At 69.7% G+C, this 20,325-nt stretch carries 20 protein-coding genes; 9 read left to right on the plus strand and 11 right to left on the minus strand.

Going from position 1 to position 20,325, the window contains the following annotated elements; genetic code table 11:
• Positions 1–248 precede the first annotated feature (248 nt).
• The 3 genes from ACTXG6_RS18245 to ACTXG6_RS18255 all read right to left on the minus strand — a co-directional run bounded on the left by ACTXG6_RS18245 (position 249) and on the right by ACTXG6_RS18255 (position 2,548).
• Positions 249–1,472 carry a cytochrome P450 gene (locus ACTXG6_RS18245; RefSeq protein ID WP_445189013.1) on the minus strand — a complete coding sequence of 408 codons (1,224 nt, stop codon included), beginning with the start codon at positions 1,470–1,472 and terminating at the stop codon, positions 249–251.
• 84 nt (positions 1,473–1,556) lie between these two features.
• Complete coding sequence (locus ACTXG6_RS18250) at positions 1,557–2,171, minus strand: TetR/AcrR family transcriptional regulator (protein ID WP_445189014.1); 615 nt, start codon at positions 2,169–2,171, stop codon at positions 1,557–1,559.
• Between the two features lie 164 nt (positions 2,172–2,335).
• Positions 2,336–2,548 carry a hypothetical protein gene (locus ACTXG6_RS18255; RefSeq protein WP_445189015.1) on the minus strand — a complete coding sequence of 71 codons (213 nt, stop codon included), beginning with the start codon at positions 2,546–2,548 and terminating at the stop codon, positions 2,336–2,338.
• 122 nt (positions 2,549–2,670) lie between these two features.
• On the opposite strand from ACTXG6_RS18255, the gene ACTXG6_RS18260 reads away from it, so the two are divergent.
• Positions 2,671–2,853, plus strand: coding sequence for a hypothetical protein (locus ACTXG6_RS18260; protein ID WP_445189016.1), 183 nt, complete (start codon positions 2,671–2,673; stop codon positions 2,851–2,853).
• Between the two features lie 151 nt (positions 2,854–3,004).
• Positions 3,005–3,196: a CGNR zinc finger domain-containing protein gene (locus tag ACTXG6_RS18265; protein WP_445189017.1), complete on the plus strand. Its 192-nt coding sequence runs from the start codon at positions 3,005–3,007 to the stop codon at positions 3,194–3,196.
• Positions 3,197–3,527: 331 nt separating this feature from the next.
• Here the strand turns inward: ACTXG6_RS18265 and ACTXG6_RS18270 are convergent, their stop codons facing one another.
• Positions 3,528–4,124, minus strand: coding sequence for a TetR/AcrR family transcriptional regulator (locus ACTXG6_RS18270; RefSeq protein ID WP_445189018.1), 597 nt, complete (start codon positions 4,122–4,124; stop codon positions 3,528–3,530).
• A 140-nt stretch (positions 4,125–4,264) separates the two neighbouring features.
• Here ACTXG6_RS18270 and ACTXG6_RS18275 point away from each other — a divergent pair, with 140 nt between their 5' ends.
• The 3 genes from ACTXG6_RS18275 to ACTXG6_RS18285 are packed head-to-tail and all read left to right on the plus strand — an operon-like array spanning position 4,265 to position 7,109.
• Positions 4,265–5,863, plus strand: a complete 1,599-nt coding sequence (locus ACTXG6_RS18275) for a linalool dehydratase/isomerase domain-containing protein (RefSeq protein ID WP_445189019.1) — start codon at positions 4,265–4,267, stop codon at positions 5,861–5,863.
• Positions 5,860–6,390 (plus strand): SCO family protein, encoded by a 531-nt coding sequence (locus ACTXG6_RS18280; protein ID WP_445189020.1) that lies wholly within the window; start codon positions 5,860–5,862, stop codon positions 6,388–6,390. The genes ACTXG6_RS18275 and ACTXG6_RS18280 overlap by 4 nt, the downstream gene beginning before the upstream one ends.
• Positions 6,387–7,109, plus strand: coding sequence for a hypothetical protein (locus ACTXG6_RS18285; protein ID WP_445189021.1), 723 nt, complete (start codon positions 6,387–6,389; stop codon positions 7,107–7,109). The genes ACTXG6_RS18280 and ACTXG6_RS18285 overlap by 4 nt, the downstream gene beginning before the upstream one ends.
• Here ACTXG6_RS18285 and ACTXG6_RS18290 read toward each other — a convergent pair.
• Positions 7,102–8,895 (minus strand): ABC transporter ATP-binding protein, encoded by a 1,794-nt coding sequence (locus ACTXG6_RS18290; RefSeq protein ID WP_445189022.1) that lies wholly within the window; start codon positions 8,893–8,895, stop codon positions 7,102–7,104. The genes ACTXG6_RS18285 and ACTXG6_RS18290 overlap by 8 nt on opposite strands.
• 413 nt (positions 8,896–9,308) lie before the next feature.
• Here ACTXG6_RS18290 and ACTXG6_RS18295 point away from each other — a divergent pair, with 413 nt between their 5' ends.
• Complete coding sequence (locus tag ACTXG6_RS18295) at positions 9,309–10,475, plus strand: flotillin family protein (protein WP_445189023.1); 1,167 nt, start codon at positions 9,309–9,311, stop codon at positions 10,473–10,475.
• A 308-nt stretch (positions 10,476–10,783) separates the two neighbouring features.
• Here the strand turns inward: ACTXG6_RS18295 and ACTXG6_RS18300 are convergent, their stop codons facing one another.
• Together ACTXG6_RS18300 and ACTXG6_RS18305 are read right to left on the minus strand one after the other, a co-directional pair.
• Complete coding sequence (locus ACTXG6_RS18300; protein ID WP_445189024.1) at positions 10,784–12,286, minus strand: APC family permease; 1,503 nt, start codon at positions 12,284–12,286, stop codon at positions 10,784–10,786.
• On the minus strand, positions 12,283–13,617 hold the full coding sequence (locus ACTXG6_RS18305; RefSeq protein ID WP_445189025.1) for an aspartate aminotransferase family protein: 1,335 nt from the start codon (positions 13,615–13,617) through the stop codon (positions 12,283–12,285). The genes ACTXG6_RS18300 and ACTXG6_RS18305 overlap by 4 nt, the downstream gene beginning before the upstream one ends.
• Before the next feature lie 103 nt (positions 13,618–13,720).
• Here ACTXG6_RS18305 and ACTXG6_RS18310 point away from each other — a divergent pair, with 103 nt between their 5' ends.
• On the plus strand, positions 13,721–14,614 hold the full coding sequence (locus ACTXG6_RS18310) for a LysR family transcriptional regulator (RefSeq protein ID WP_445189026.1): 894 nt from the start codon (positions 13,721–13,723) through the stop codon (positions 14,612–14,614).
• 59 nt (positions 14,615–14,673) lie between these two features.
• Here ACTXG6_RS18310 and ACTXG6_RS18315 read toward each other — a convergent pair whose 3' ends face one another.
• Positions 14,674–14,823: a hypothetical protein gene (locus tag ACTXG6_RS18315; RefSeq protein WP_445189027.1), complete on the minus strand. Its 150-nt coding sequence runs from the start codon at positions 14,821–14,823 to the stop codon at positions 14,674–14,676.
• 105 nt (positions 14,824–14,928) lie between these two features.
• On the opposite strand from ACTXG6_RS18315, the gene ACTXG6_RS18320 reads away from it, so the two are divergent.
• A complete protein-coding gene (locus tag ACTXG6_RS18320) occupies positions 14,929–15,108 on the plus strand; it encodes a hypothetical protein (RefSeq protein WP_445189028.1) in 180 nt (59 codons plus the stop codon).
• Positions 15,109–15,471: 363 nt separating this feature from the next.
• Here ACTXG6_RS18320 and ACTXG6_RS18325 read toward each other — a convergent pair whose 3' ends face one another.
• The 3 genes from ACTXG6_RS18325 to ACTXG6_RS18335 are packed head-to-tail and all read right to left on the minus strand — an operon-like array spanning position 15,472 to position 19,272.
• Positions 15,472–16,617 carry an ABC transporter permease gene (locus ACTXG6_RS18325; RefSeq protein WP_445189029.1) on the minus strand — a complete coding sequence of 382 codons (1,146 nt, stop codon included), beginning with the start codon at positions 16,615–16,617 and terminating at the stop codon, positions 15,472–15,474.
• Entirely contained in the window at positions 16,614–18,197 is a 1,584-nt protein-coding gene (locus ACTXG6_RS18330; RefSeq protein ID WP_445189030.1) for a sugar ABC transporter ATP-binding protein, read from the minus strand. The genes ACTXG6_RS18325 and ACTXG6_RS18330 overlap by 4 nt, the downstream gene beginning before the upstream one ends.
• 43 nt (positions 18,198–18,240) lie before the next feature.
• On the minus strand, positions 18,241–19,272 hold the full coding sequence (locus ACTXG6_RS18335; protein WP_445189031.1) for a substrate-binding domain-containing protein: 1,032 nt from the start codon (positions 19,270–19,272) through the stop codon (positions 18,241–18,243).
• 240 nt (positions 19,273–19,512) lie between these two features.
• Here ACTXG6_RS18335 and ACTXG6_RS18340 point away from each other — a divergent pair, with 240 nt between their 5' ends.
• A complete protein-coding gene (locus ACTXG6_RS18340) occupies positions 19,513–20,286 on the plus strand; it encodes a DeoR/GlpR family DNA-binding transcription regulator (protein WP_445189032.1) in 774 nt (257 codons plus the stop codon).
• The last annotated feature ends 39 nt before the right edge of the window (positions 20,287–20,325 follow it).

The raw sequence follows: 20,325 nt of genomic DNA on the forward strand, positions 1-20,325 counted from the left end.
AGGCCACAGGACACCACTCTCACGCTGGCGGTAACGCCCCGTCACCGACAGGGCAGCCCGGTGTCGCCCCCTGGGCGCGTCCATCGTCACCGAGGACCAACGTCAGTCCGGTAATTTTCGCTGCGAACCAGACTCACGTCGACCTCGACGCAGCCCACGCCCAGGTTCAGCAGCCTGACTCAATCTGCCAGTCACCGACTGTGACCTCCCGCCCGCGCAGCGCGGCAGAGCATGCAGTGTTCAGGACACTAGCCGCCGATGGGAGTGCTGGGGGTGTAGCGCACCGGGACGTGGGTGGGGCCGGAGATGAAGTTGGACGCCAGCCAGGTGGGCTCGCCGGTCAGTTCGAGGTCGGGGAAGCGGGTCAGCAGCTGGGTCATCATCTCGGTGATCTCGATGCGCCCGAAGTGCGAGCCAAGGCAGAAGTGCGGCCCGCCGCCACCGAACGCGACGTGCTCGTTGGGCGTCCGGTCGAGCACCAGCTCCTCGGGCCGGTCGAACACGGCGGGGTCGCCGTTCGCCGCTCCGTAGTAGACCGCCACCTTGTCACCGGCGGCGATCCGGGTGCCGCCCAGCTCGGTGTCGCGCACCGCGGTCCGCCGCATGTAGATCACCGGGCTCTGGAAGCGCAGCAGCTCCTCGACGGTCGTCGGCATCAGCCCCGGCATGTCGGCGCGCAGCCGGGCCAGCAGCTCGGGCCGGCGCAGCAGGTTGACCGTGGCGCCGCCGATCAGGTTGCGCGTGGTGTCACCGCCCGCGTTGAGCAGCAGCAGGAAGAACGAGGAGAACTCCTGCTCGGTCAGCCGCTGCCCGTCCACCTCGGCGACCACCAGTCGGCTGGCCAGGTCGTCCGCCGGCTCGGCCAGCTTCTGCTGGCGAACCTGCGCCGCGTAGCCGGTGATCTCGCCCATGGCGGCGAACCGCTGCTCGTCGGTGACCGCGTCGGGTGCGGAGTGCATGATCTCGGTGAGCACGTAGAGCCGCTCGCCGTCCGCCCTGGGGATGCCGAGGAGCTCGGCGATGACGTAGGAGGGCAGCTTGCCGGCGATGTCCTCGACCAGGTCGCACTCGCCGCGCTCGCAGACCTCGTCGAGGATCGCGCGCACCGTGTCGCCGATGGAGTCGGTCCACAGGGCGGCGCGCTTCGGGGTGAACAGGCCACCGACCAGCCGCCGGTAGAACGAGTGCTTCGGCGGGTCCATCACCAGGATCATGGTGCGGAAGAACTCCAGCTCCTCCGGCGGGAATTCGTTGATCATGATGCCGCCGGCGGCGCTGGAGAAGATGTCCGGCTGCTTGCTGACCTGGCGGACCAGGTCGTAGCCGGTGACCGCCCAGAAGCCGGGGCCGCCCGGCTCGTCGTGCCAGAACACCGGGGCGTTCTCGCGGAGCCAGCGGTACTGCTCGACGGGATGCCCGTCGGCGAAGGACTTGGAGCTCAGCAGGTCGATTCCGGTGGCCACTGCGGTCATGGCGGGTCTCCTCGTGATCGGTGTGGTGGGGGAGGGGCGTCAGGTCGATCGGGCGGCTATTCGAGTGCGGTCATTCGAGTGCGGTCATTCGAGTGCGGCGATCATGACGCGGGTGATCTCGTCGACGATCTGGTCCCGGTCGAGGTCAACGGCGCCGCGCAGCCACATGCTGGCGGCCTGGGTGACCCCGGCGACGATGATCAACGCAGCGAGTGCGCGGCGGCGGTCCGCCACGGTCGCCGCCGGCATCGGGGTCGAGCCCGGGCGCAGGTGTTCGACCAGCAGGCGCGTGTAGGAGTCGAACGCCAACTCGCGGCGGGCGCGCAGGGTCGGCTGGCCGGGTGCCTCCACGTAGAGCCGGGCCCGGCGGGCGTCCCGCTGGAAGAAGTCGATCAGGAGTCTGACGATGGTGTGCGCCCGCTGGTGCACCGAGGGGCCGACCGACCCGAGCGCCTCGAGGATCTCGGCCAGCAGCTCGGTGAAGATGTCGTCGATGACCTCGGCGAGCAGGGCGTCGAGATCGGTGAAGCTCTCGTAGAAGTAGCGCTTGGTCAGCCCGGCCCTGGCGCTGACCGCCTCGACGGTGACCTCGGCGACGCCCTGTTCACCGACCACGTCCAGACAGGCCGACTTGACCCGGGCACGCCGCTCGGTGCGCCGGTCCTCGGCGCTGACGCCGCGGTACGGCCGAACGGTCACGGCGCCTCCCCGGAAAGTGACACGGCCTCGTATCACCCAGCACTTTCTAGTAGTTGACACGGCTCCGTGTCAACTAGTGCGCGCTCCTGATCTCGTCAGTCCCGGTCAGGACCGCTCCGGACCGAGCGGGCCGGGTTCAGCGGGCCGGGTTCAGCGGGCCGGGTTCAGCGGAGCCCGACGACGATGTGGTCGTCGCCCACCTGCCAGAGCGGGGCGGCGGCGGTATAGCCGGCGGCGCGCAGCAGGTCCACGTGGTCGGTGACGCTGAGCTGGTTGCTGCCGTGGTGGCGTTCGACGTCATCGGGCCCTGAGCCGGTCCGGGTCCCGGGCAGGTCCCGCTCGGCGGTCAGGGCGTCGAGCCGGTCATCGGCCGCCACGGCGGCCCACCAGCTCGGCCAGTCCTCCCGGTCGGCGACCCCGGCGCGGGCGGCGCGGCCCGCCTTGACGGCGTTGCCCAGTGCGGTGAGGCCCTGGTCGGCGAGCGTGAGGGTGGTCGCCGTTGGCGAGGACTCCGCCGGGGGCGGTGCGGGCGGCCAGGGTCCGGTACAGCTCCGCGAGCTGGTCGCGGCGCATCCAGTGCAGTGCCGTGGTGGACACCGCCGCGTGGATGGTCGGCGGCAGCGCGTCGGCCCAGCCCGGGTCGGCGAGGTCGGCCCGCAGCCAGGTGGCGACCGAGCCGTAGTGCGCGGCGGCGAGCCCGAGCAGCAGGGGACCACCCCGATGAAGGTGGCGCCGGGCATCCGGGTGGCGAGCCGGGCACTCACGGCGAGCACCCCTGGCACCTGCACTGCCACGCGGCGGACTCGGGGTGGGCGCGTGGCTGGGCGGCCGCGATGGCCACCGCGCTGGCCGTGGTGCTGGGGAACCCGATGTTCGACCGGCTCGGCGTCTGCTCCGCTCCGGAGTGCGATCGGGTGTTCGTGGACGTCTCCCGCAACGGCACCAAGCGCTTCTGCTCGACCGCCTGCCAGAACCGCGTCAAGGCCGCCGCCTTCCGGGCGCGGCAGCGCGAGCTGACGGTCTAGGAGCGCCCTGAACAATGCATGCTCTGCTGCGCGGCGCCCAGTCGGCGCCTCGCGGCGTTGTCGTCGCGGCCGATACAACAGCGGTATCGGCGACTCCGAGGACGACACAAGCCTTGCGATCCATCCGACTGGATCACCGCTCGCGACGAGCGGCATTATTCAGGACCCTCCTAGTTCCCCCCGCAGGAAATCTGCGCAATAATTCCGGCGCCCAGATGACGCCTGGCGGCGTTGCCGCCCTGGCGAATACCCCGGTATGAGCTGCGGGCGGCGCCTTGCCAGACGCCACCTGGATCCCCGGACTTATCACACGAATTTCCGACGCGGGACACTAGCGGGGCTCCCCCGAGGGCTGGATGCCGAGGAGCGGCTCGAAGGTGCCGGTGAAGAAGTCGTCCATCGGCCCGCGATCGGCGAGGACCTTGGCGTGCAGCAGCGCACCCTCCCAAGCGCGGACCAGTGATCGGGCGAGCAGGTCGATGTCCCGCCCGGCCGGCAGCTCGCCCACTTCCACGGCGTCGCGCAGGGCGCCGGTCACCGACTCGATCCAGTGGGCGAACGCCCCGTGGACGGCCGCGCGAAGCGCCGGGCTCTCGAGCGTGGACTCGGTCGCGAAGTTCCCGAACATGCAGCCGTAGTTCACGCCGACCCGCGCGACATCATCCTGGAGGAACTCGAAGTGCGCCCGCAGTCGCGCGAGCGGCGGCGTCGCCTGGTCTTGCAGCCGGACCATCTCCCGACCCGCGCCGTAGCGCCGGAGCGCTTCGAGCGCCATGTCCTCCTTGCTGCCGAAGTAGTTGTAGAACGAGCCCTTCGGGAGGCCGGCGGCGTCGGTGATGTCCTTGACGCCGCTGCCCTGGTAGCCGCGTCGGTGGAACTGGTCCACGGCCGCGGCCACGACGTTCTCACGGAGGCTTGGCCTCGGCATGGTGACTCCTCCGGGAAAGATGGCCAGTCGTCTACGAAGACTCTACCTCGCACCGGAGCGGCTTGACAGCTCTTAAAACAGCCGGTCATATTAGAGCCCGGACAAGGGCCGTCCGGCAGTGCGTTAGTGAGGAGCACGTGATGGCAGCGATCGCCGGAGCCGCACACCAGGTCACGCAGGCCATGCGTGCCGAGCTGAGCCCGGAGCAGATCGGTCATCTCCGGCACTTCGAGAACCTGCTCAACCAGCCACCGAACGACTGGTCACTGATGGGGGGCAAGGGGCTCGGGCAGGACGACTTCGGGGGCTACCGGTTCCAGCTCGCCTACCTGTCCTACGCCCTGGCGTTGACGCACGCGCACCGGCTCCCGGCCGCCCCCGGAGTCTTCAAGCCGCTGTTCGACCGGGCGATCCAAAAGATGCTGCTGCCCGAGGTCTGGATCTACTGGAAGGACACCAGCCGGGGTGGTGCCGCGTTCAACCAGCACCTGAGCGGGTCCTACCACGAGGAGTACAACCCGGTCGTCCGCGACAACATCATGTACAGCGCCTACGTGCAGTCGATGGCGCTGCTGTTCAACTACCTGTTCGACGACGACAGCTACGCCCGCCCCGGAGCGTTGACCTTCAGCTTCTACACCCCGTTCTGGGGCGGCGAGGAGAAGCGGTTCGAGTACGACCAGAACACCCTCAACGAGCACATCTACTGGCTGATGGTGGAGAACGGCTACCTCGGCGTCCCGTGCGAGCCGAACTGCGTCTACCAGATCTGCAACCAGCCCGCGATCCTCGGGTTCCGGATGCACGACATCCTCACCGGCGCGTCGGTCGCCACCGAGGTGACCGAGGGCTACGAGCGGGCCTGGTCGGAGTTCGGCAGGCTCGACGAGAACGGCCACTACAACATGATGATGGCCCAGGACAGCAAGGCGCTGGTGCCGAACCGGGGCAGTTGGCCGTGGGTGGACGCCTGGTGCGGGGCCCTGATGAACATGTGGAACCGCGACTTCGTCCGGGCCAACTACCCCGACCAGCTGGCGAACCTGATCCGCGAGGGCGTGGGCGGGGCCCTCTCGGTCAACCCCGGCGAGCCCTTCCTGCTCGCCGGGAACCCCGTGGTGGGCGACGCCTGCGACCACGGCTGGGTCTCGGCCTGGGCCTCGGAGATGGGCGACGCGGACACACTGCGCGGCCTGCTGACCCACGCGGACCGGTTCATGGCCCCCAGGTGGCGCGACGGCGGCCTGTACTACCCCCGCAACGACGAGCGGACCGACGCCGAGGGCAACCGCACCGAGATGGAGCCGATGGTCGGCAACGTGCTGCTGGCCTACGCGCGGCTCAACGTCGAGGACGGCTTCTGGAAGCTGTACAACGAGCCGTGGGATCGCGGGCACTTCGCCGAGCCGGCACTGACCGGGGTCGCGCCCGACGTCGACGTGACCAGGGCGTACTTCGACCGCGACGGGCGTGAGCTCGTGTTCACCCTGCGGCGCAGGGACGACCGGGAGGGCGACGGTGTTGTGGTGCTGGGCAATGTCGACTCAGCGGGGAAGGGCTGGACGCTGTCCGAGGGTGGCCGGGTGATCGCACGCGGCGGCCGGGACATCGAGGTGGACGCCGGTGCCGGTGAGGTCCGCCGCGGCGAGGACGGCTACCTGCTGGTGTGCCCGGACGGAGGTCCGCACCGGTACTCGATGCACTTCGACGGGCGGCCGGGCGAGGGGGCGCGGTCATGAGTGCGGTCGTCCGGCCGGCGCGCGGGTCGATGGTCGGTGCCCGGTTCAGCCTGACCGACCACAACGGGACCCCGGTCACGAACGAGAGCTATCGAGGACGCTTCCTCGTGGTGTTCTTCGGCTTCACCCATTGCAGAGTGGTGTGCCCGCGCGCGCTGACCACACTCTCGGCGGTCCTGGACGAGCTCGGCTCCCGGGCGGACCAGTTCCAGGGGCTGTACGTCACGGTCGATCCGGACCGGGACACCCCCGCGACCATGAAGGCCTTCCTGGAAGCGAACTACCCCCATTTCACCGGTCTGACCGGCACGGCCGACCAGATCGACGCCGCGAAGAAGGAGTTCCGGGTGTTCGCCAGGCGAGTGGCGGATCCGGAGGAGCGGGACGAGTACGTGGTGCCGCATTCGGCCATCACCTACGTGCTGGACCGTTCCGGGAGCTTCCTGACCCACTTCACCGAGTCGACCGGGGCGGACGAGTTGGTGCGACGCCTCGAAGGCGTGCTCGCCGCCGGGGGCCCGCTGTGAGCGACCTGCTGGACCAGGTACTGGTGGCGCACGGCGGACTCGACCGCTGGCGGGAGCTGACGAGCGTCCGAGCGACGATCGTCAGCGGGGGTGAGCTGTGGGCGATGAAGGGCCTGGTGCAGGACCAGGAGCCGCGGCGGATGTCGGTGTCACTGCACGAGCAGTGGGCGTCGGTCCAGCCGTACGGATCGCCCGACCAGCGCACCGACTTCACCCCGGGCCGCATCGCCATCGAGAAGCTCGACGGGCGGGTGGTGGCCGAGCGGACCGATCCCCGGGCGTCGTTCGCCGGGCACGAGCTGCTGACGCCGTGGGATGCGCTGCACCGGGCCTACTTCAACGGCTACGCGCTGTGGGCCTATCTCACGTCGCCGTTCCTGCTCGCGATGCCCGGGTTCGCCGTGGTCGAGATCGAGCCGGTGGAGGAGAACGGCGAACGCTGGCGCGGACTGCGTGCGACGTTCCCGCCCACCATCGCCGGGCACAGCACGGAGCAGGAGTTCTACTTCGGCGAGGACGACCTCCTGTTCCGGCGCAACGACTACCGGGTGGACGTGGCCGGCGGATTTGTCGGCGTCCACTACGTCTACGACATGGTGGAGGTGGCCGGGATCCGGCTGCCGTCGAAGCGGCGGGCGTACCGGCGGGAGACCCCCGACGGGCCGGTCCTCGACCAGCTGATGGTGTCCATCGACCTCACCGACATCCAGTTCAGCTGACGGGGCTGTCGAGGAATCCGCCCGACTGGTGCGCCCAGAAGGACGCGTAGATCCCGCCGGGGTTGTCCAGCAGCTCGCGATGTGAGCCCATCTCGACGATCTCGCCGTCGTCGAGCACGATGATCCGGTCCATCTTCTGGATCGTGCTGAGCCGGTGCGCGATCACGATCGTCGTGCGCCCCTCCATCAGCGTCCACAGGGCGTCCTGGATCAGCACCTCGCTCTCGCTGTCCAGCGCGGACGTGGCCTCGTCCAGCAACAGGATCGGCGCATCCTTCAACATCGCCCTGGCGATCGCGATGCGCTGGCGCTGGCCGCCGGACAGCTTCACGCCGCGCTCCCCGACGAGGGTGCCGAAGCCGTTCTCCAGGGTGCTCACGAACTCCATCGCGTTGGCCCTGGCCGCGGCCAGCTCGATCTGGGACGTGGAGGCGTCGAGCTTGCCGTAGGCGATGTTCTCGCTGATGGACCGGTGGAACAGCAGCGGTTCCTGCGGCACGTAGGCGATGCTCGCGTGCAGGTCGGCCTGGGTGATGTGGGCGATGTCCTGCCCGTCGATCACGATGCGCCCGCCGTCGACATCGGAGAAGCGCAGCAGCAGCCGGGTGAAGCTGGTCTTGCCCGCGCCGGAGTGCCCGACCAGGCCGACCTTCTCACCTGGCTCGATGTGCAGGTTGAGGCCCTCGAACAGGGCGCCCTCGGAGCCGGTGTGCCGGAAGGTGACGTTGTCGAAGGTGATCGCACCGGGACCGATGCGGACCTGCTCCGGCTCCGGCGGGTCCTGCACCACGGCCTCGGCCGCCAGGATCTCGATCATCTCGCTGGCGTCGCCGAAGGCACGGTTGTAGGTACGCAGGCTGTTGTTGCTGAACTGGAACAGCTGCTGCACCACCGACGCCGCGTAGTTCACGATCAGGAACACGGTGCCGACGTTCGCCTCGAGGGACACCACGCCGTAGATGGCGACCACCAGCGAGACCACCGAGATGAGGCTGGTGATCCCGCTGAAGTAGGCCATCTGCCGCATGTGCGCACCGGCCAGGCGCATCAGCGTGCCCTGCGTCCGCTCGGTGGCCTGGGCGAACCGGGTCCGCTCGTGCCCTTCCCTGGCGAAGCTCTTGATGGCCATCACGTTGGTCATGGCGTCGGCCAGGTTGCCGGTCTGCGCGCTCTCGGCGGCCGCGTGCTGGCCACCGATCCGGCGGACCGGCCTGGAGATGAGGACAGCCGTCACGATGTAGACGAGGGAGAACACCGCCAGCACGATCGAGAACAGCGGCGCCTTGAAGGCCATGATGGCGCCGATGCCGCCGAGCACGCAGACCAGCGGCAGCATCAGGAACATCGTGGTGTCCGCGATGCGGATGTAGCTGCCCATCAGCTTGGTCGTCTGGGAGACCAGCGACCCACCGAAGGTGTCGGCGTGGAAGTCGGCCGACTGCCCGATCAGGTGCGAGAAGCAGCGCTGCGCGAGGTCGCGCTCGACCTTGGCCTCGAGCCGCCACGCGAAATGGTCGACGACCCGCCAGGCCACCATGCCGCCGAGCAACATGGTGATCGCGTACGCGACGAGGCTGGTGTGGAAGCTGGCCCACAGCTGGTGCGGCTGGTAGTCGCGGCTGCTCAGCCGGTTCAACACGTCGGACACGATGAGCGGCGGGACGAGCGAGTTGGTGAGCACCGTCAGTGGCACCGCCAACAGGCAGCCGACGACCAGGCCGGGGTAGCGCCAGGCCGCCCGCCAGTAGAAACTCAGGATCCTCCCGATGGGGAGCGTTTTCTTCATGACTGATCGCCCCCTCATGACGTGGTCAGGCCAGGGATGTGTGCGTTGGGATTGGACTCCCAGGCTAGGCGGGCGGCGGACGCGCTTCCACCGAGTTTCACCCGCCCGCGACCACCGGCTGGAGGGAGATCGGCACCGGTCCCCGCGAGGATCGCAGCGCAGCGACCGCGGCCCGGAGTTCGGCGAGCTCGCGGCGCAGCGCCTCGATCGTCGCCCGCCAGTCTCGGGTCGCTCCGCCTTGGCGATCGACACAAGATGGCCGGCGCGGGCGCACAATACACATACGGGGGACAACCAGCTGAAACGCGACCGCGGCGATCCGGCGATGGAACCGTGTCGGGTAGGGCGTGGTCAGCTGCGCGCCCCGGTCGGCGAACCGATCGTGCGCACCGAAGCGAAGCAATGGAGGACCCGTGTTCGGATGGAACGTCCCGGCGCCCGATGAGGCGATGTTGGTGTCCGGCGGCAAGAACAGTGGTGAAACCCCGTTCCGGGTGGTGACCGGGCATGGCGCGTTCGTGCTGCCGTTCTTCCGCAAGGTGCGGTTCCTGACGCTGTCGATGGTGGAGGCCGAGGTCGAGGAGCGTTGCGTGACCGGGCAGGGCATCACGCTGAACGTGCGGGCGGTGATCGCGTTCAAGGTGGGCAACGACGCGGAGAGCATCGTCAACGCCGGCCAGCGGTTCCTGTCGGACCAGGGGCAGATGTCGGTGCTGACCGGGAGGATCTTCGCCGGGCACCTGCGGTCGATCATCGGTTCGATGACGGTCGAGGAGATCGTCACGCAGCGCCAGCGGTTGGCCACCGAGGTGTTGGACGGGTCGAAGGAGGAGATGGCGAAGATCGGCCTGGCGGTCGATGCCCTGCAGATCCAGTCCATCGACGACGGCGACCTGGGCTACATCACCGCGATGTCGGCGCCGCACACCGCGGCGATCCAGCGCCAGGCGCAGATCGCGCATTCCCAGGCCCGGCAGGCGGCCGCGGAGGCGGAGCAGGACTCGCAGCGCAAGCAGGCCGAGTACGGCCGGCAGACCGCGATCGTGCAGGCGCAGTACAAGGCCGAGGTGGACCGGGCGCAGGCCGCCGCCAACCAGGCCGGGCCGCTGGCCCAGGCGCAGGCCCAGCGCGAGGTCCTCGCCGCCCGGACCGAGCTGGCCCAGCGCGAGGCCGAGCTGCGCCAGCAGCAGCTGGTGGCCGAGGTCGTCAAGCCGGCCGAGGCCGAGGCGGAGCGGGTCCGGCTGCTGGCCAGGGCCGAGGCGGAGCGGATGCGCATCCAGGCCGAGGCCGCTGCCTCGCACAACCGGGTCGCCCTGGACCGGATGCTGATCGACCAGCTGCCGCAGATCGTGCACGAGGCCGCCGCCGGCCTGCAGGGTGCGAACGTCAACATCCTCAACGGTGCCGACGGCATCAGCGAGCTCGCGGCCAGCCTGGTCGGCCAGGGCCTCACCATCTTCGAGTCGCTGCGCAAGAACATCAGCGACCCTACGGCCAAGGGCGGGTCGGCCACCGAGTCCGAACCGGCCACGCCCGCCGGCAACGGCACCCGCCAGATCGGTTCGGGACTCCCCAGCTGACCTGGCCGTGGCGGCGGCAGGCGCCGGTATTCCCCGCGAGGCGGTTCTGGACATCACAGGCCCGGGCCCGGCCGGCGGGGAATCCAGGCGGGGCCTCGGCCGTTGAAGCAACTGTTCAGGTCGGGCGACGTGTGTCCCCGGGTCCTACAAAAGAAAAGCCGCCAGGGAAGATCGTTCGGCTGAAGCCCTGGTGCGCCACGCGCCGCGAGGCGACCACCGCCCGACCTGAGCCCATACGTGACAGCACAGCGAACCGCCGAGGGCGCCCTCGGCGGTTCGCTGTGCTGTGTCGGCAGGCGCCCCTGCGCCTACGTGTTGATCGTCCGGCACACGTCCGGCGGCCCGGCGGTGCCGGCCTTCAGGCGGTGCCGCAGCACCGTGACCCACCACAGGAACCCGATCGCCAGCACGACCAGCACGGTGACCGCGTTCTGGTTGTTCTCGGCCGGCACCGTGAGGGCCGCGATGACCGCCAGGCACCAGATCAGCCCGAGCCCGACCACCGGGTTGAGCCAGCGGCCCAGGTCGAAGACGCCGTCGGTGGCGGCCGGGATCGTCCGGCGTTTCTCCGCGATCGCCGTGGCGAGCATCGTCAGGGCATAGGTCAGGTAGTAGGTCAGCCCGACCATCGCGTAGATCTTGCCGACGAGCCCGGCGTTGAGCAGGTTGAGCCCGATCGCCACCACTGCCACCAAGACGATCGCCTGGATCGGCGCCCTGGTGCGGGTACCCACCGACTGCAGGCGCTTCGACCCGGGCAACATGTTGTCGCGGGACAGCGCGTAGGTCATCCGGGTGGCCACCGCCATGTTGGCGATGAGGCAGGCGAAGATCGAGGCGAACGCCACCACGATCATCAGTGCCCGGGCGAACGGCCCGATCTGCACGGCGACCAACTTGAGCACCGGGTTCTCCGAGCCGGTGAGGAACGTCGCCGGGCTCGACGGCAGCGCGATCGCGAGCAGCGCGAACACCACGAAGCCGATGATCCCGGAGACCACCACAGCGCGGAACATCGCCTTCGGCGCGGCCTTGCGCGGGTTGATCGTCTCCTCGGCGAGGTCGGCCGCGCCCTCCCAGCCGAGCAGCACATAGACCGGCAGCAGCGCGGCCAGCGCGATGCTCCCGAGCGTGATCGGGCCGCCGCTCAGTGGCGTCGTGTCGGTGAGGATCCGCAGCCCCTGGGTGTGGCCGAAGAAGACCAGCACGCCCGCGAGCAGGGCGATCACCAGCAGCACCGTGCCGACCAGCTCGATCGAGGCGCCGATGTTGTTCACCCTGGTGGCGATCTTCACCCCGATGATGTTGAGCGCCGCGACGATCACCGTGCAGCCGATGGACAGCGCCTGGATCTGCCGGGTGGTCGGGTTCGCCCAGATCTCCGGGGCGAACACCGAGCCGATCGCGGCCGCGGTACCGGCGGTGCCGGCGAGGAACGAGATGAGCGCGATCCAGCCGGTGAACCAGCCGAAGTTGGGCCCCACCAGCCGGCTGGACCACTGGTAGGCATACCCGGTGATCGGCATCCGGCCGGCGAGGTGCGCGTAGACCGCGACCAGGGTGAGCACCATCGGGATGACGAGCAGCCACAGCAGGACTGCGGCGCCGCCGATCCGGTTGAACGGGTCGAGGAACAGCGTGACGATGCCGGTGTTGATCGAGACCATCGAGAAGGCCAGCGCGAACGCGGTGAACGGGCTCATCGTGCGGCTGAGCTGCTGGCCGTAGCCGAGTGCGGCGAGGTCGGTAGCGTCGGATTCGGCCTGACGGCCGGAGAGGGTCGTCCGGCTCGCGTCGTCGGTGGCGGTCATGACACGCCCACCGTCCCGTACTCGGCCTCGACCTCGGTGAGGACGTCGTCGAGCACGTCGAGTGACCTGGCGAGCAGCTCGCGGCTGATGTCCAGCGGCGGTTTGATCTTGATCAGGTTGCCCAGCCCGGCGTACCGGCTCTCGCCGAGGATCACCCCGCGCTCCTGTGCCCTGACGAACACCGCGTGCGCCTCGGCCGTGGCGGGCTCCTTCGTCGCGCGGTCCCGCACCAGCTCGATCGACACCATCAGGCCGGGGGACCGCACGTCGCCGATCAGCGGGTGGCGGCGCTGCATCTCCAGTAGGCGGTCGGTGGCGTACCTGCCGTGCTCCGCCGCCGTCGTGCACAGGTCGTCCGCCATGACCGCCCGGACGGTGGCGAGGCCCGCCGCGATCGAGATCGGGAACTGGCCGAAGGTGAGCTGGTCGTCGCCGGCGAGGAACTTGGCGAACCGGCGCTTGGCGAGCACCCCGGCGAGTGGGAAGCCGCCGCCGACGCCCTTGCCGAACACGAGTACGTCCGGCTCGATGTCGTAGTAGTCGCTGGCCCACATCGCGCCGGTGCGCCCGAGCCCGGTCTGCACCTCGTCGATGATGAGCATGATGCCGAACTCGTCGCAGATCTCCCGGATGCCCCGGTGCCAGGGCGCGCTGAACCCGTTGTGGCCGCCGTTGCCCTGGATCGGCTCGTAGACCAGTGCGGCGACCGGACCCTCGGTGCCCTTGACCAGGATGTCGCGGATGAGCCCGAGGGTGAGCTCGGTGTCCTGCTCGGCCGTCAGCCCGGCGCGCGGGCGGTAGAGGTCGGGCCGGGGCAGGCGCAGGAACTGTGGCTGCAGCGGGCCGAAGACGTTGCCCGGGTGCGGCCAGCTGGCGGCCATGGTGGCGATCGAGCGGCCGTGGTAGCTGTCGTGCAGGACGGCGATGTGCTTGGCGTCGGGCCGGTTGCGCATCGCGAGCTTGAGCGCCATCTCGACGGCCATCGAGCCGTGCAGGGTGAAGCCGACGCGGTCCAGGCCGGTCGGGGCGATGGACACCATGAGCTCGGCGAGCTCGAGCAGCGCGGGGGTGTGGAAGGTCGGGCGGGCGTGCGTGAGCTGCCGGGTCTGCTCGATCGCCGCCTCGATGACCCGGGGGTCGTTGGCGCCGAGGTTGTTCGACCAGGCCTGCGCGGTGCAGTCGATGTACTCCTTGCCGGTGTCGTCCCAGACCAGCGAGCCGCTCGCCCTGACCAGGGTGAGCTTGTCGGGGTCACCGCCGGCGGGCTCGTGCAGCAGCGCCTCGCGGCCTCGGGCGTGGAGGTCGGTGTACTCGGTCAGCGTGTCTGTCACGGGTCCTCTTCTCGGGTCAGCGTCGATGCGCGTGGCCGGAGTCTAGGAAGCGAAAGGCACCTGAGAGAAAGACCGAATTTCGTACACTTCATAGATGCAGTCTATGAATGTGGAGCTCCGCCACCTGCGTGCGTTCATCGCCGTCGCGCAGACGGCGAACTTCACCCGGGCCGCTGAGCAGCTGCTCATCTCCCAGCCGTCGCTGAGCTACACGATCCGCCAGCTCGAGGGTTACCTCGGGTTGAAGCTGTTCGCCCGCACCACCCGCGCGACCGTCCTCACCCCGGACGGCGAGCAGTTCCTCGTCGAGGCGAAGGCGGTGATCAAGCGCTTCGACGCGGCGATGGAACGCACCGCGCGGATGGCCCGCGGTGAGCTCGGGCGCCTGCGGGTCGGCTACCTCATCGGGGCGGCCGTCGACCACGTCCCCGCGATCCTGCGCGCGTTCACCGAGCACTATCCGGACGTCAGCCTCGAGCTGATCGAGTACGACTTCGCCGCACCGAACGGCGGGCTCGACACCGGCGACACCGACATCGCCATCGTGCGGCCGCCGCTGCACGACATGTCCGACCTGGTGGCCACGACGCTGCTCACCGAGCCCTGTGTCGCGTGCGTGCCCGCCCACCATTCGTTCGCCACGCTGCCCAGCGTCACCGTGGCGCGGCTGCTGGACGAGCCCATCGTGGCCGCTCCCGGTGACAATGCCTGGCGCGACTACTGGATCCTGTCGGCGTACCGCGACTCGCCGGCCAACATCACCTACGAGGCGGCCACCTTCGAGGCGGAGATGCAGTCCGTCGCCCTCGGTCGCGGCTTGTCGATCGTGCCGGCCTCGGCCGCCGGGCTCTACGCGCGCCCCGGGGTGCGGTTCGTCCCGATCGAGGGTTTGGTCGAGTGCGAGGTCGCGGTCGTGCACCACCGCGACGCCCCGGGCGCCGCCGCCAACTTCGCCCGCGTCGCCGGCCGGGTGGTCGCGGCCGCCGCCGCGAGCTGAGGGGTTCAGGCCGGTAGGGGGTCGTGAGTGGCGATGGTCGCTCTAGCGACCATTGCCACTCACGGCCTGCTGGGGAACAGGGCGCGCGTGACCGGGGGTACGGCCTCGGCGACGCAGCAGCCGGCACGGTCCAGCAGCATCTTCGCGGTGCTCGACCACGTCTCACCGCGCTCCGGCTCCGGTGGTGCCGGTGCCTCCGGCTCGGGCAACTGGTTCGGTCCTGAAGACGTTCGACATCGAGCTGCGTCCGCACCCTGGACCATCTCGAGGCCGCCGGCCTCGCGGTGCGCCGCCCGGTCCCCGGCGACCGGCGGATGCACGCCGTTGGGCTGACCACGAGGGGGCGGGAGACGTTCGCGGCCGCACACGTGGCCGCCCGGGACGCCGCCGCCGGGCTGCTGGCCCACCTCGAACCCGCGGAGCGGGACCAGTTCATCGACACACTCGAGCGTTTCACCTACCCGCCCGGACCGTCACCCGGAGACTCTGGTTAGCGATCCTTGGGGTGTGGAAACCTTGACGCTGAGGCAGAGGTTTCCGGGCGTCCACCGTTGCGGTAACGCCGCGTTACCGACAGGGCGGCTCGGTCTCGGCCCTGGTGCCCCGATCGTCACCGAGACCAACGTCAGTCTGGTATTTCTCGACGAGATCCAGACTCAGGTTGCCCTCGACGCACCCCGCCCCTCAGGTCAGCTGCCTGAGTCGATCGGCCGATCACTGACTGTGACTGTCGCGGCGTAGCGGCGGGCAGCGGCCTGTCGAGCACCACCTCGACGGTTCGAGGCGAGTCTCACTGGGAGGGTCCTGAATAATGCCGCTCGTCGCTACCGGTGATCCAGTTGGATGGATCGCAAGGCCTAGTCGGGGATGCCGATCGCGCGTTCCTTGCGGCGGCGCTGCTGGGCGATCACCGCGATGAGCAGCAGGCTGCCCTGGGCGACGTTCTGCCAGAACGTGTTGATGTTCAGCACGTTCATGCCGTTCTCCAGGAAGCCGAGCAGCACGATCGCCAGTGCGGCCCCGAGCACCCCGCCCCGGCCGCCGCGCAGCGAGGCCCCGCCCAGTGCGGCCACGGTGACCGCCTTGAGCTCCAGCCCGTCGACCGATCCGGTCTGCTGCCCGAAGCCCTGGCGGGCCATCAGGATCACGCCGGCGATCGCGGCCACGAACCCCACCACGAGGTACACCGCGAGCACATACCGGTTGATGTTGACCCCGGCCAGCCGGGCCGCCGTCGGGTTGCCGCCGATCGCGTACACGTTGCGGCCGATGTCGGTGTAGAGCAGCAGGAACGCCAGCGCCAGCCCGACGATGACCAGGATGAACAGCTGGGTCGGCAACCCGGCCACGCTGCCCCGCTGGATGAAGACGAAGATCGCGTTGGACGCGAAGCCGCTGCCGATCGCACCACCGTCGGAGAGCACCTGCCCGATGCCCTTGAACGCGGCCAGGGTGGCGAGCGTGGCGATGAACGGGTTGACCCGGCCGTAGATGATCAGTAGTCCGTTGGCCAGCCCGCAGAGCAGGCCGATCAGCAGCGCGCTGAGTACCGCGAGTGCTCCGTTCTGGCCGGTGTGCGTCCAGACCAGTGCGCCGACCACCGAGCTGAGGCCGACGATGGAGCCGACCGAGATGTCCAGCCCGCCGACGATGATCACCAGTAGCTCGACCAGGCCGGTCAGCCCGAACAGGATGATCGTCCCGGTGACCGCGATACTCAGGTTGCCCCAGGTCAGGAATGCCGGCTGCCGCGACGTCACGAATGCGGCGATGATCACGATCACCGCGAGCAGGATGAGGTTCTGCACCCGGTCGGCGTTGGTGAGCAGGCCCAGTACCCGGGCCAGTGGTCGACGGTCCCCGGCGGGGGTACCCGCCGGGGCCTCGGTCTCCCCGGTGGCTGAGCTCGGGGTCGCCGGCTCGGCCGGGGAGTTCTCGGCCCCGGAATTGGCGGGGGAGCTCTCGGCGGAGTTGGCGGCGGTCACGGTGTCAGGATCGGTCACGTGGTCGCTCCGGAGGTCTCGGTCTGCAGTCCGACGACGAGGTCGGACAGGTCGTCGGCCATGGCCAGCGCGAGGATGCCTTCCTCGGTGGCGCCGGCGCGCGGGAGCTCACCGGTGATCCGGCCGTTCTGCATGACGATGATCCGGTCGGCCAGCCCGAGGACCTCGGGCAGCTCGGAGGACACCATCAGGATCGCGATGCCGGCCGCGGCCAGCTCGTGGATGATCGCGTAGATCTCGGACTTGGCGCCGACGTCGACGCCGCGGGTCGGCTCGTCCAGGATCAGCAGCGCGGGGTTGCGCGCCAGCCACCTGGCCAGCACGACCTTCTGCTGGTTGCCGCCGGAGAGGTTGGCGACCGGGTACTCCATGCCGGGAGTGCGGACCCGCAGCCGGTCCAGAAAGGTGGCCACGGTGGCGCGCTCGGCCTTCCGGTTGATCACTCGGAACCGGCGGATCCGGTCGTAGATCGCCGTCGCGGTGTTCTCCCGCACGCTGCGCTGCAGGAACAGCGCCTCTGCCTTGCGCTCCTCGGGGGCCAGTCCGATGCCGGCGCGGACCGCGTCCCTGGGGGAGTGGAACCGGCGCACCCTGCCCTGGAAGGTGACTGTGCCGGCGGTGACCGGTTCGGCCCCGATCAGCGCCCTGACCAGCTCGGAGCGCCCGGCGCCGATCAGCCCGGCCAGCCCGACGATCTCGCCGGCGCGCACCTGGAAGCTGATGTCGGCCACGTCCGCCGAGGACACCCAGGCCACCTCCAGCACCACGTCGCCGGGCGTGGGGCGGGGCACCTCGTCGTGGTACAGGCTGGACAGGTCGCGGCCGACCATCATCCGGATCAGCTCGGCCTCCGAGGTACCGGACACCGGCCGGGTGCCCACGTGCGAGCCGTCGCGCAGCACCGCGATCCGGTCGCCGAGGGCGAAGACCTCTTTGAGCCGGTGGCTGACGTAGATCACTGCCACGCCCCGCTCGCGGAGCCGCCGGATCAGGGTGAACAGCAGCTCCACCTCGAAGTCGGCCAGCGACGACGTCGGCTCGTCGAACGCGATCACGCGGGGCTGGTCGGTCAGCGCGCGCAGGATCTCCACCAGCTGGCGCTGTGCCGGGGTGAGTTGCGAGCCGAGCGTCTCCGGGTGCAGCACCTGCTCGAAGCCGTTCGCCGCGATGAGCTCGGCGGCCTTGGCCACCAGCTCGCCTTTGCGGAACAACCGGCCGCGTGCCGGCAGTGCGCCGACGTAGATGTTCTCCGCCACGCTGACGTGGGGGATGATCTCCGGCTCCTGCGCGACGACCCGGACGCCGGCGGCCCGCGACGCGGTCGGGTCGGCGAAGGTGACCGGTTTCCCGTCCAGCTCCACCGTGCCGCCGTCGATCGGCAGCGCCCCGATGAGCACCTTGAGCAGCGTCGACTTGCCGGCGCCGTTCTCGCCCATCAGCGCGGTGACCTCGCCGGCCCGGAAGTCGACGCTCACCTCACGCAGCGCGTGCACCGGGCCGAACTGCTTGTTCACCCCGATCATGCGCAGGGCCGGCTCGCTCCCGGGCGTGGCGGCCGCCTCCGGCACCGCGGGCTTCACAGGGTCTGTCGCTGGGCCTGTCACCGGTATCCCGACAGCCCGCTCAGGTGCACTTCAGGCTGGTGGAGGCGGCGTTGGCGGCGTCCACGATCTGCGTCTTGGCGATCGTCTTCGGCGGCAGCGGGGTGCCGTTGCGGATCTTGGCGACCAGGGTGCGGACCGCGTCGCCGCCAACGTCGTGCCCGTCGATGTACAGCGCGGAGTGGAAACCGTCCGCCGCGGCGCCCGGCTGCCACGACTTGCAGGCGATGTAGGCCCCGAGCCCGACGCCGACCACGTTGGCGGCCGGCACCTTGGCGTTGGACAGTGCCTGCAGCACGCCGGAGACGTTCTCGTCGTTGCAGCCCATCACGATCCAGTTCTTGACCGAGGGGTTGCCGGTGATGATGCCGGAGGCGGTGCTCTGTGCCCCGTTCACGCTGTTGTCGGTGCCGACGTCGATGACCTTGCCGGCGCCGCCGCCCTTGGTGAACTGCTCCTTCTCACCGCGAACCCGGTCCTGGCAGACCGTGAGGTCCTGCTTGGACGCGTAGATCACCGCGGTGTCGGCGGCGGTCCACCCCTTGGGGGCGGCCTCCTTCGCCGCCTCGGTGCCGACCTTGGAACCCATGTCGAAGCCGTCGAAGCCGACGAACGGCACGGCCGCGCCGGCGCTGTCGGAGATCGAGTCGTCGGCGGAGACCAGCGGGATGCCGGCGGTCGTGGCCGCGCCTGCGACCTGCGGGCCGATCTTCTGGTCGGGCACCACGATGGCGATGCCGTTGACCTTCTGGGCAATCGCCGAGTCGGTCTCGGTGACCGCCTTGTTCGCGTCCTGCCCGAGGTTGACGACCTTCAGGCTGACCGTCGACTCGGGGGTGGAGAGCTCCTTGGCGGCGGCCTGGGCGCCGGCGGCCTCGTCGATGAAGTACTGCTGGTCGCCCTGCTTCTGCAGCAGGGCGATGGTGATGTTGCCGCTGACCGGGCCGGCGCTCTGTGCGCCTGAGCTGGCCTGCTGACCGCTGGAGCACCCGGCGATCAGCAAGGTCGAGGCGCCGAGGGCGCACGCGATGGCGGGGATCCGGGACGGTCTCATGGAGTGCTCCTTTGCACCGAGCGCACCGAACAAGCGCGTGCTCACGGGTGAGTGTTGCCGAGCAGCATCACCGATGACCATGGGTAAAGTCAACATTTCTCAACAAAGAAGCTCGGCCATCACCGGTGTTTTCGCTCTGAAATGTTCGATCTTGTTGACTTTGTGGCCTGGGCATGGCCATCATGTGCTCATGAAGACGTCCAGGCGCGCACCTCGCGACCCCGCCCCCCGGGTGCGCTGATGCTGGCTCGGCAGCGCCAGCAGCTGATCCTGGACGAGGTGGCCCGCAGCGGTGCGGTCAAGGTCGCCGACCTGGTGGCCGAGCTCGGCGTGTCCGACATGACGGTCCGCCGCGACATCAGCGAGCTGGCCGGCCAGGGCCTGGTGGACCGGGTGCACGGCGGCGCCGCGCAGCCCCGGATGGCCAGCGTGCACGAACCGGCCTTCGCCACCAAGGCCACCCAGCAGGTCGCGGCCAAGATGGCGATCGCGCAGGCCGCCGCCGCGCTGGTCTCACCGGGCATCTCGTTGGGCATCTCGGCGGGCACCACGACCCACGCGGTCGCCACCGAGCTGCTGGGCGTCCCGGACCTGACCGTGATCACCAACTCGCTGCCGGTGGCCGACGAGCTGCACCGGTTCCGCCAGGTCGAGCAGACCGTGCTGCTCACCGGGGGGATGCGCACCCCGTCGGACGGGCTGGTCGGGCCGCTCGCGGTGGCCGCGCTGCAGGGCATCCACCTGGACCTGCTGATCCTGGGGGTGCACGGCATCGACGCCCGCGCCGGCCTCACCTGCCCGAACCTGCTGGAGACCCAGACCAACCGGGCGCTCATCGAGGCGTCCCGCCGGATCCTGGTGGTCGCCGACCACACCAAGTGGGGTGTCATCGGGTTGCAGACGACGGCCCGGCTGACCGAGGTGGACGTGTTGGTGACCGATGACGGGATCGACGACGCCGCGCGTGACGAGTTGGCCGGGCTGGTCGGCGAACTGATCGTCGCTGAGACGTGAGCGAGCTTGCGAGCTCACCATCAGACACAGCAGTGGCGC

This window comes from Pseudonocardia sp. Cha107L01 (assembly GCF_052566575.1).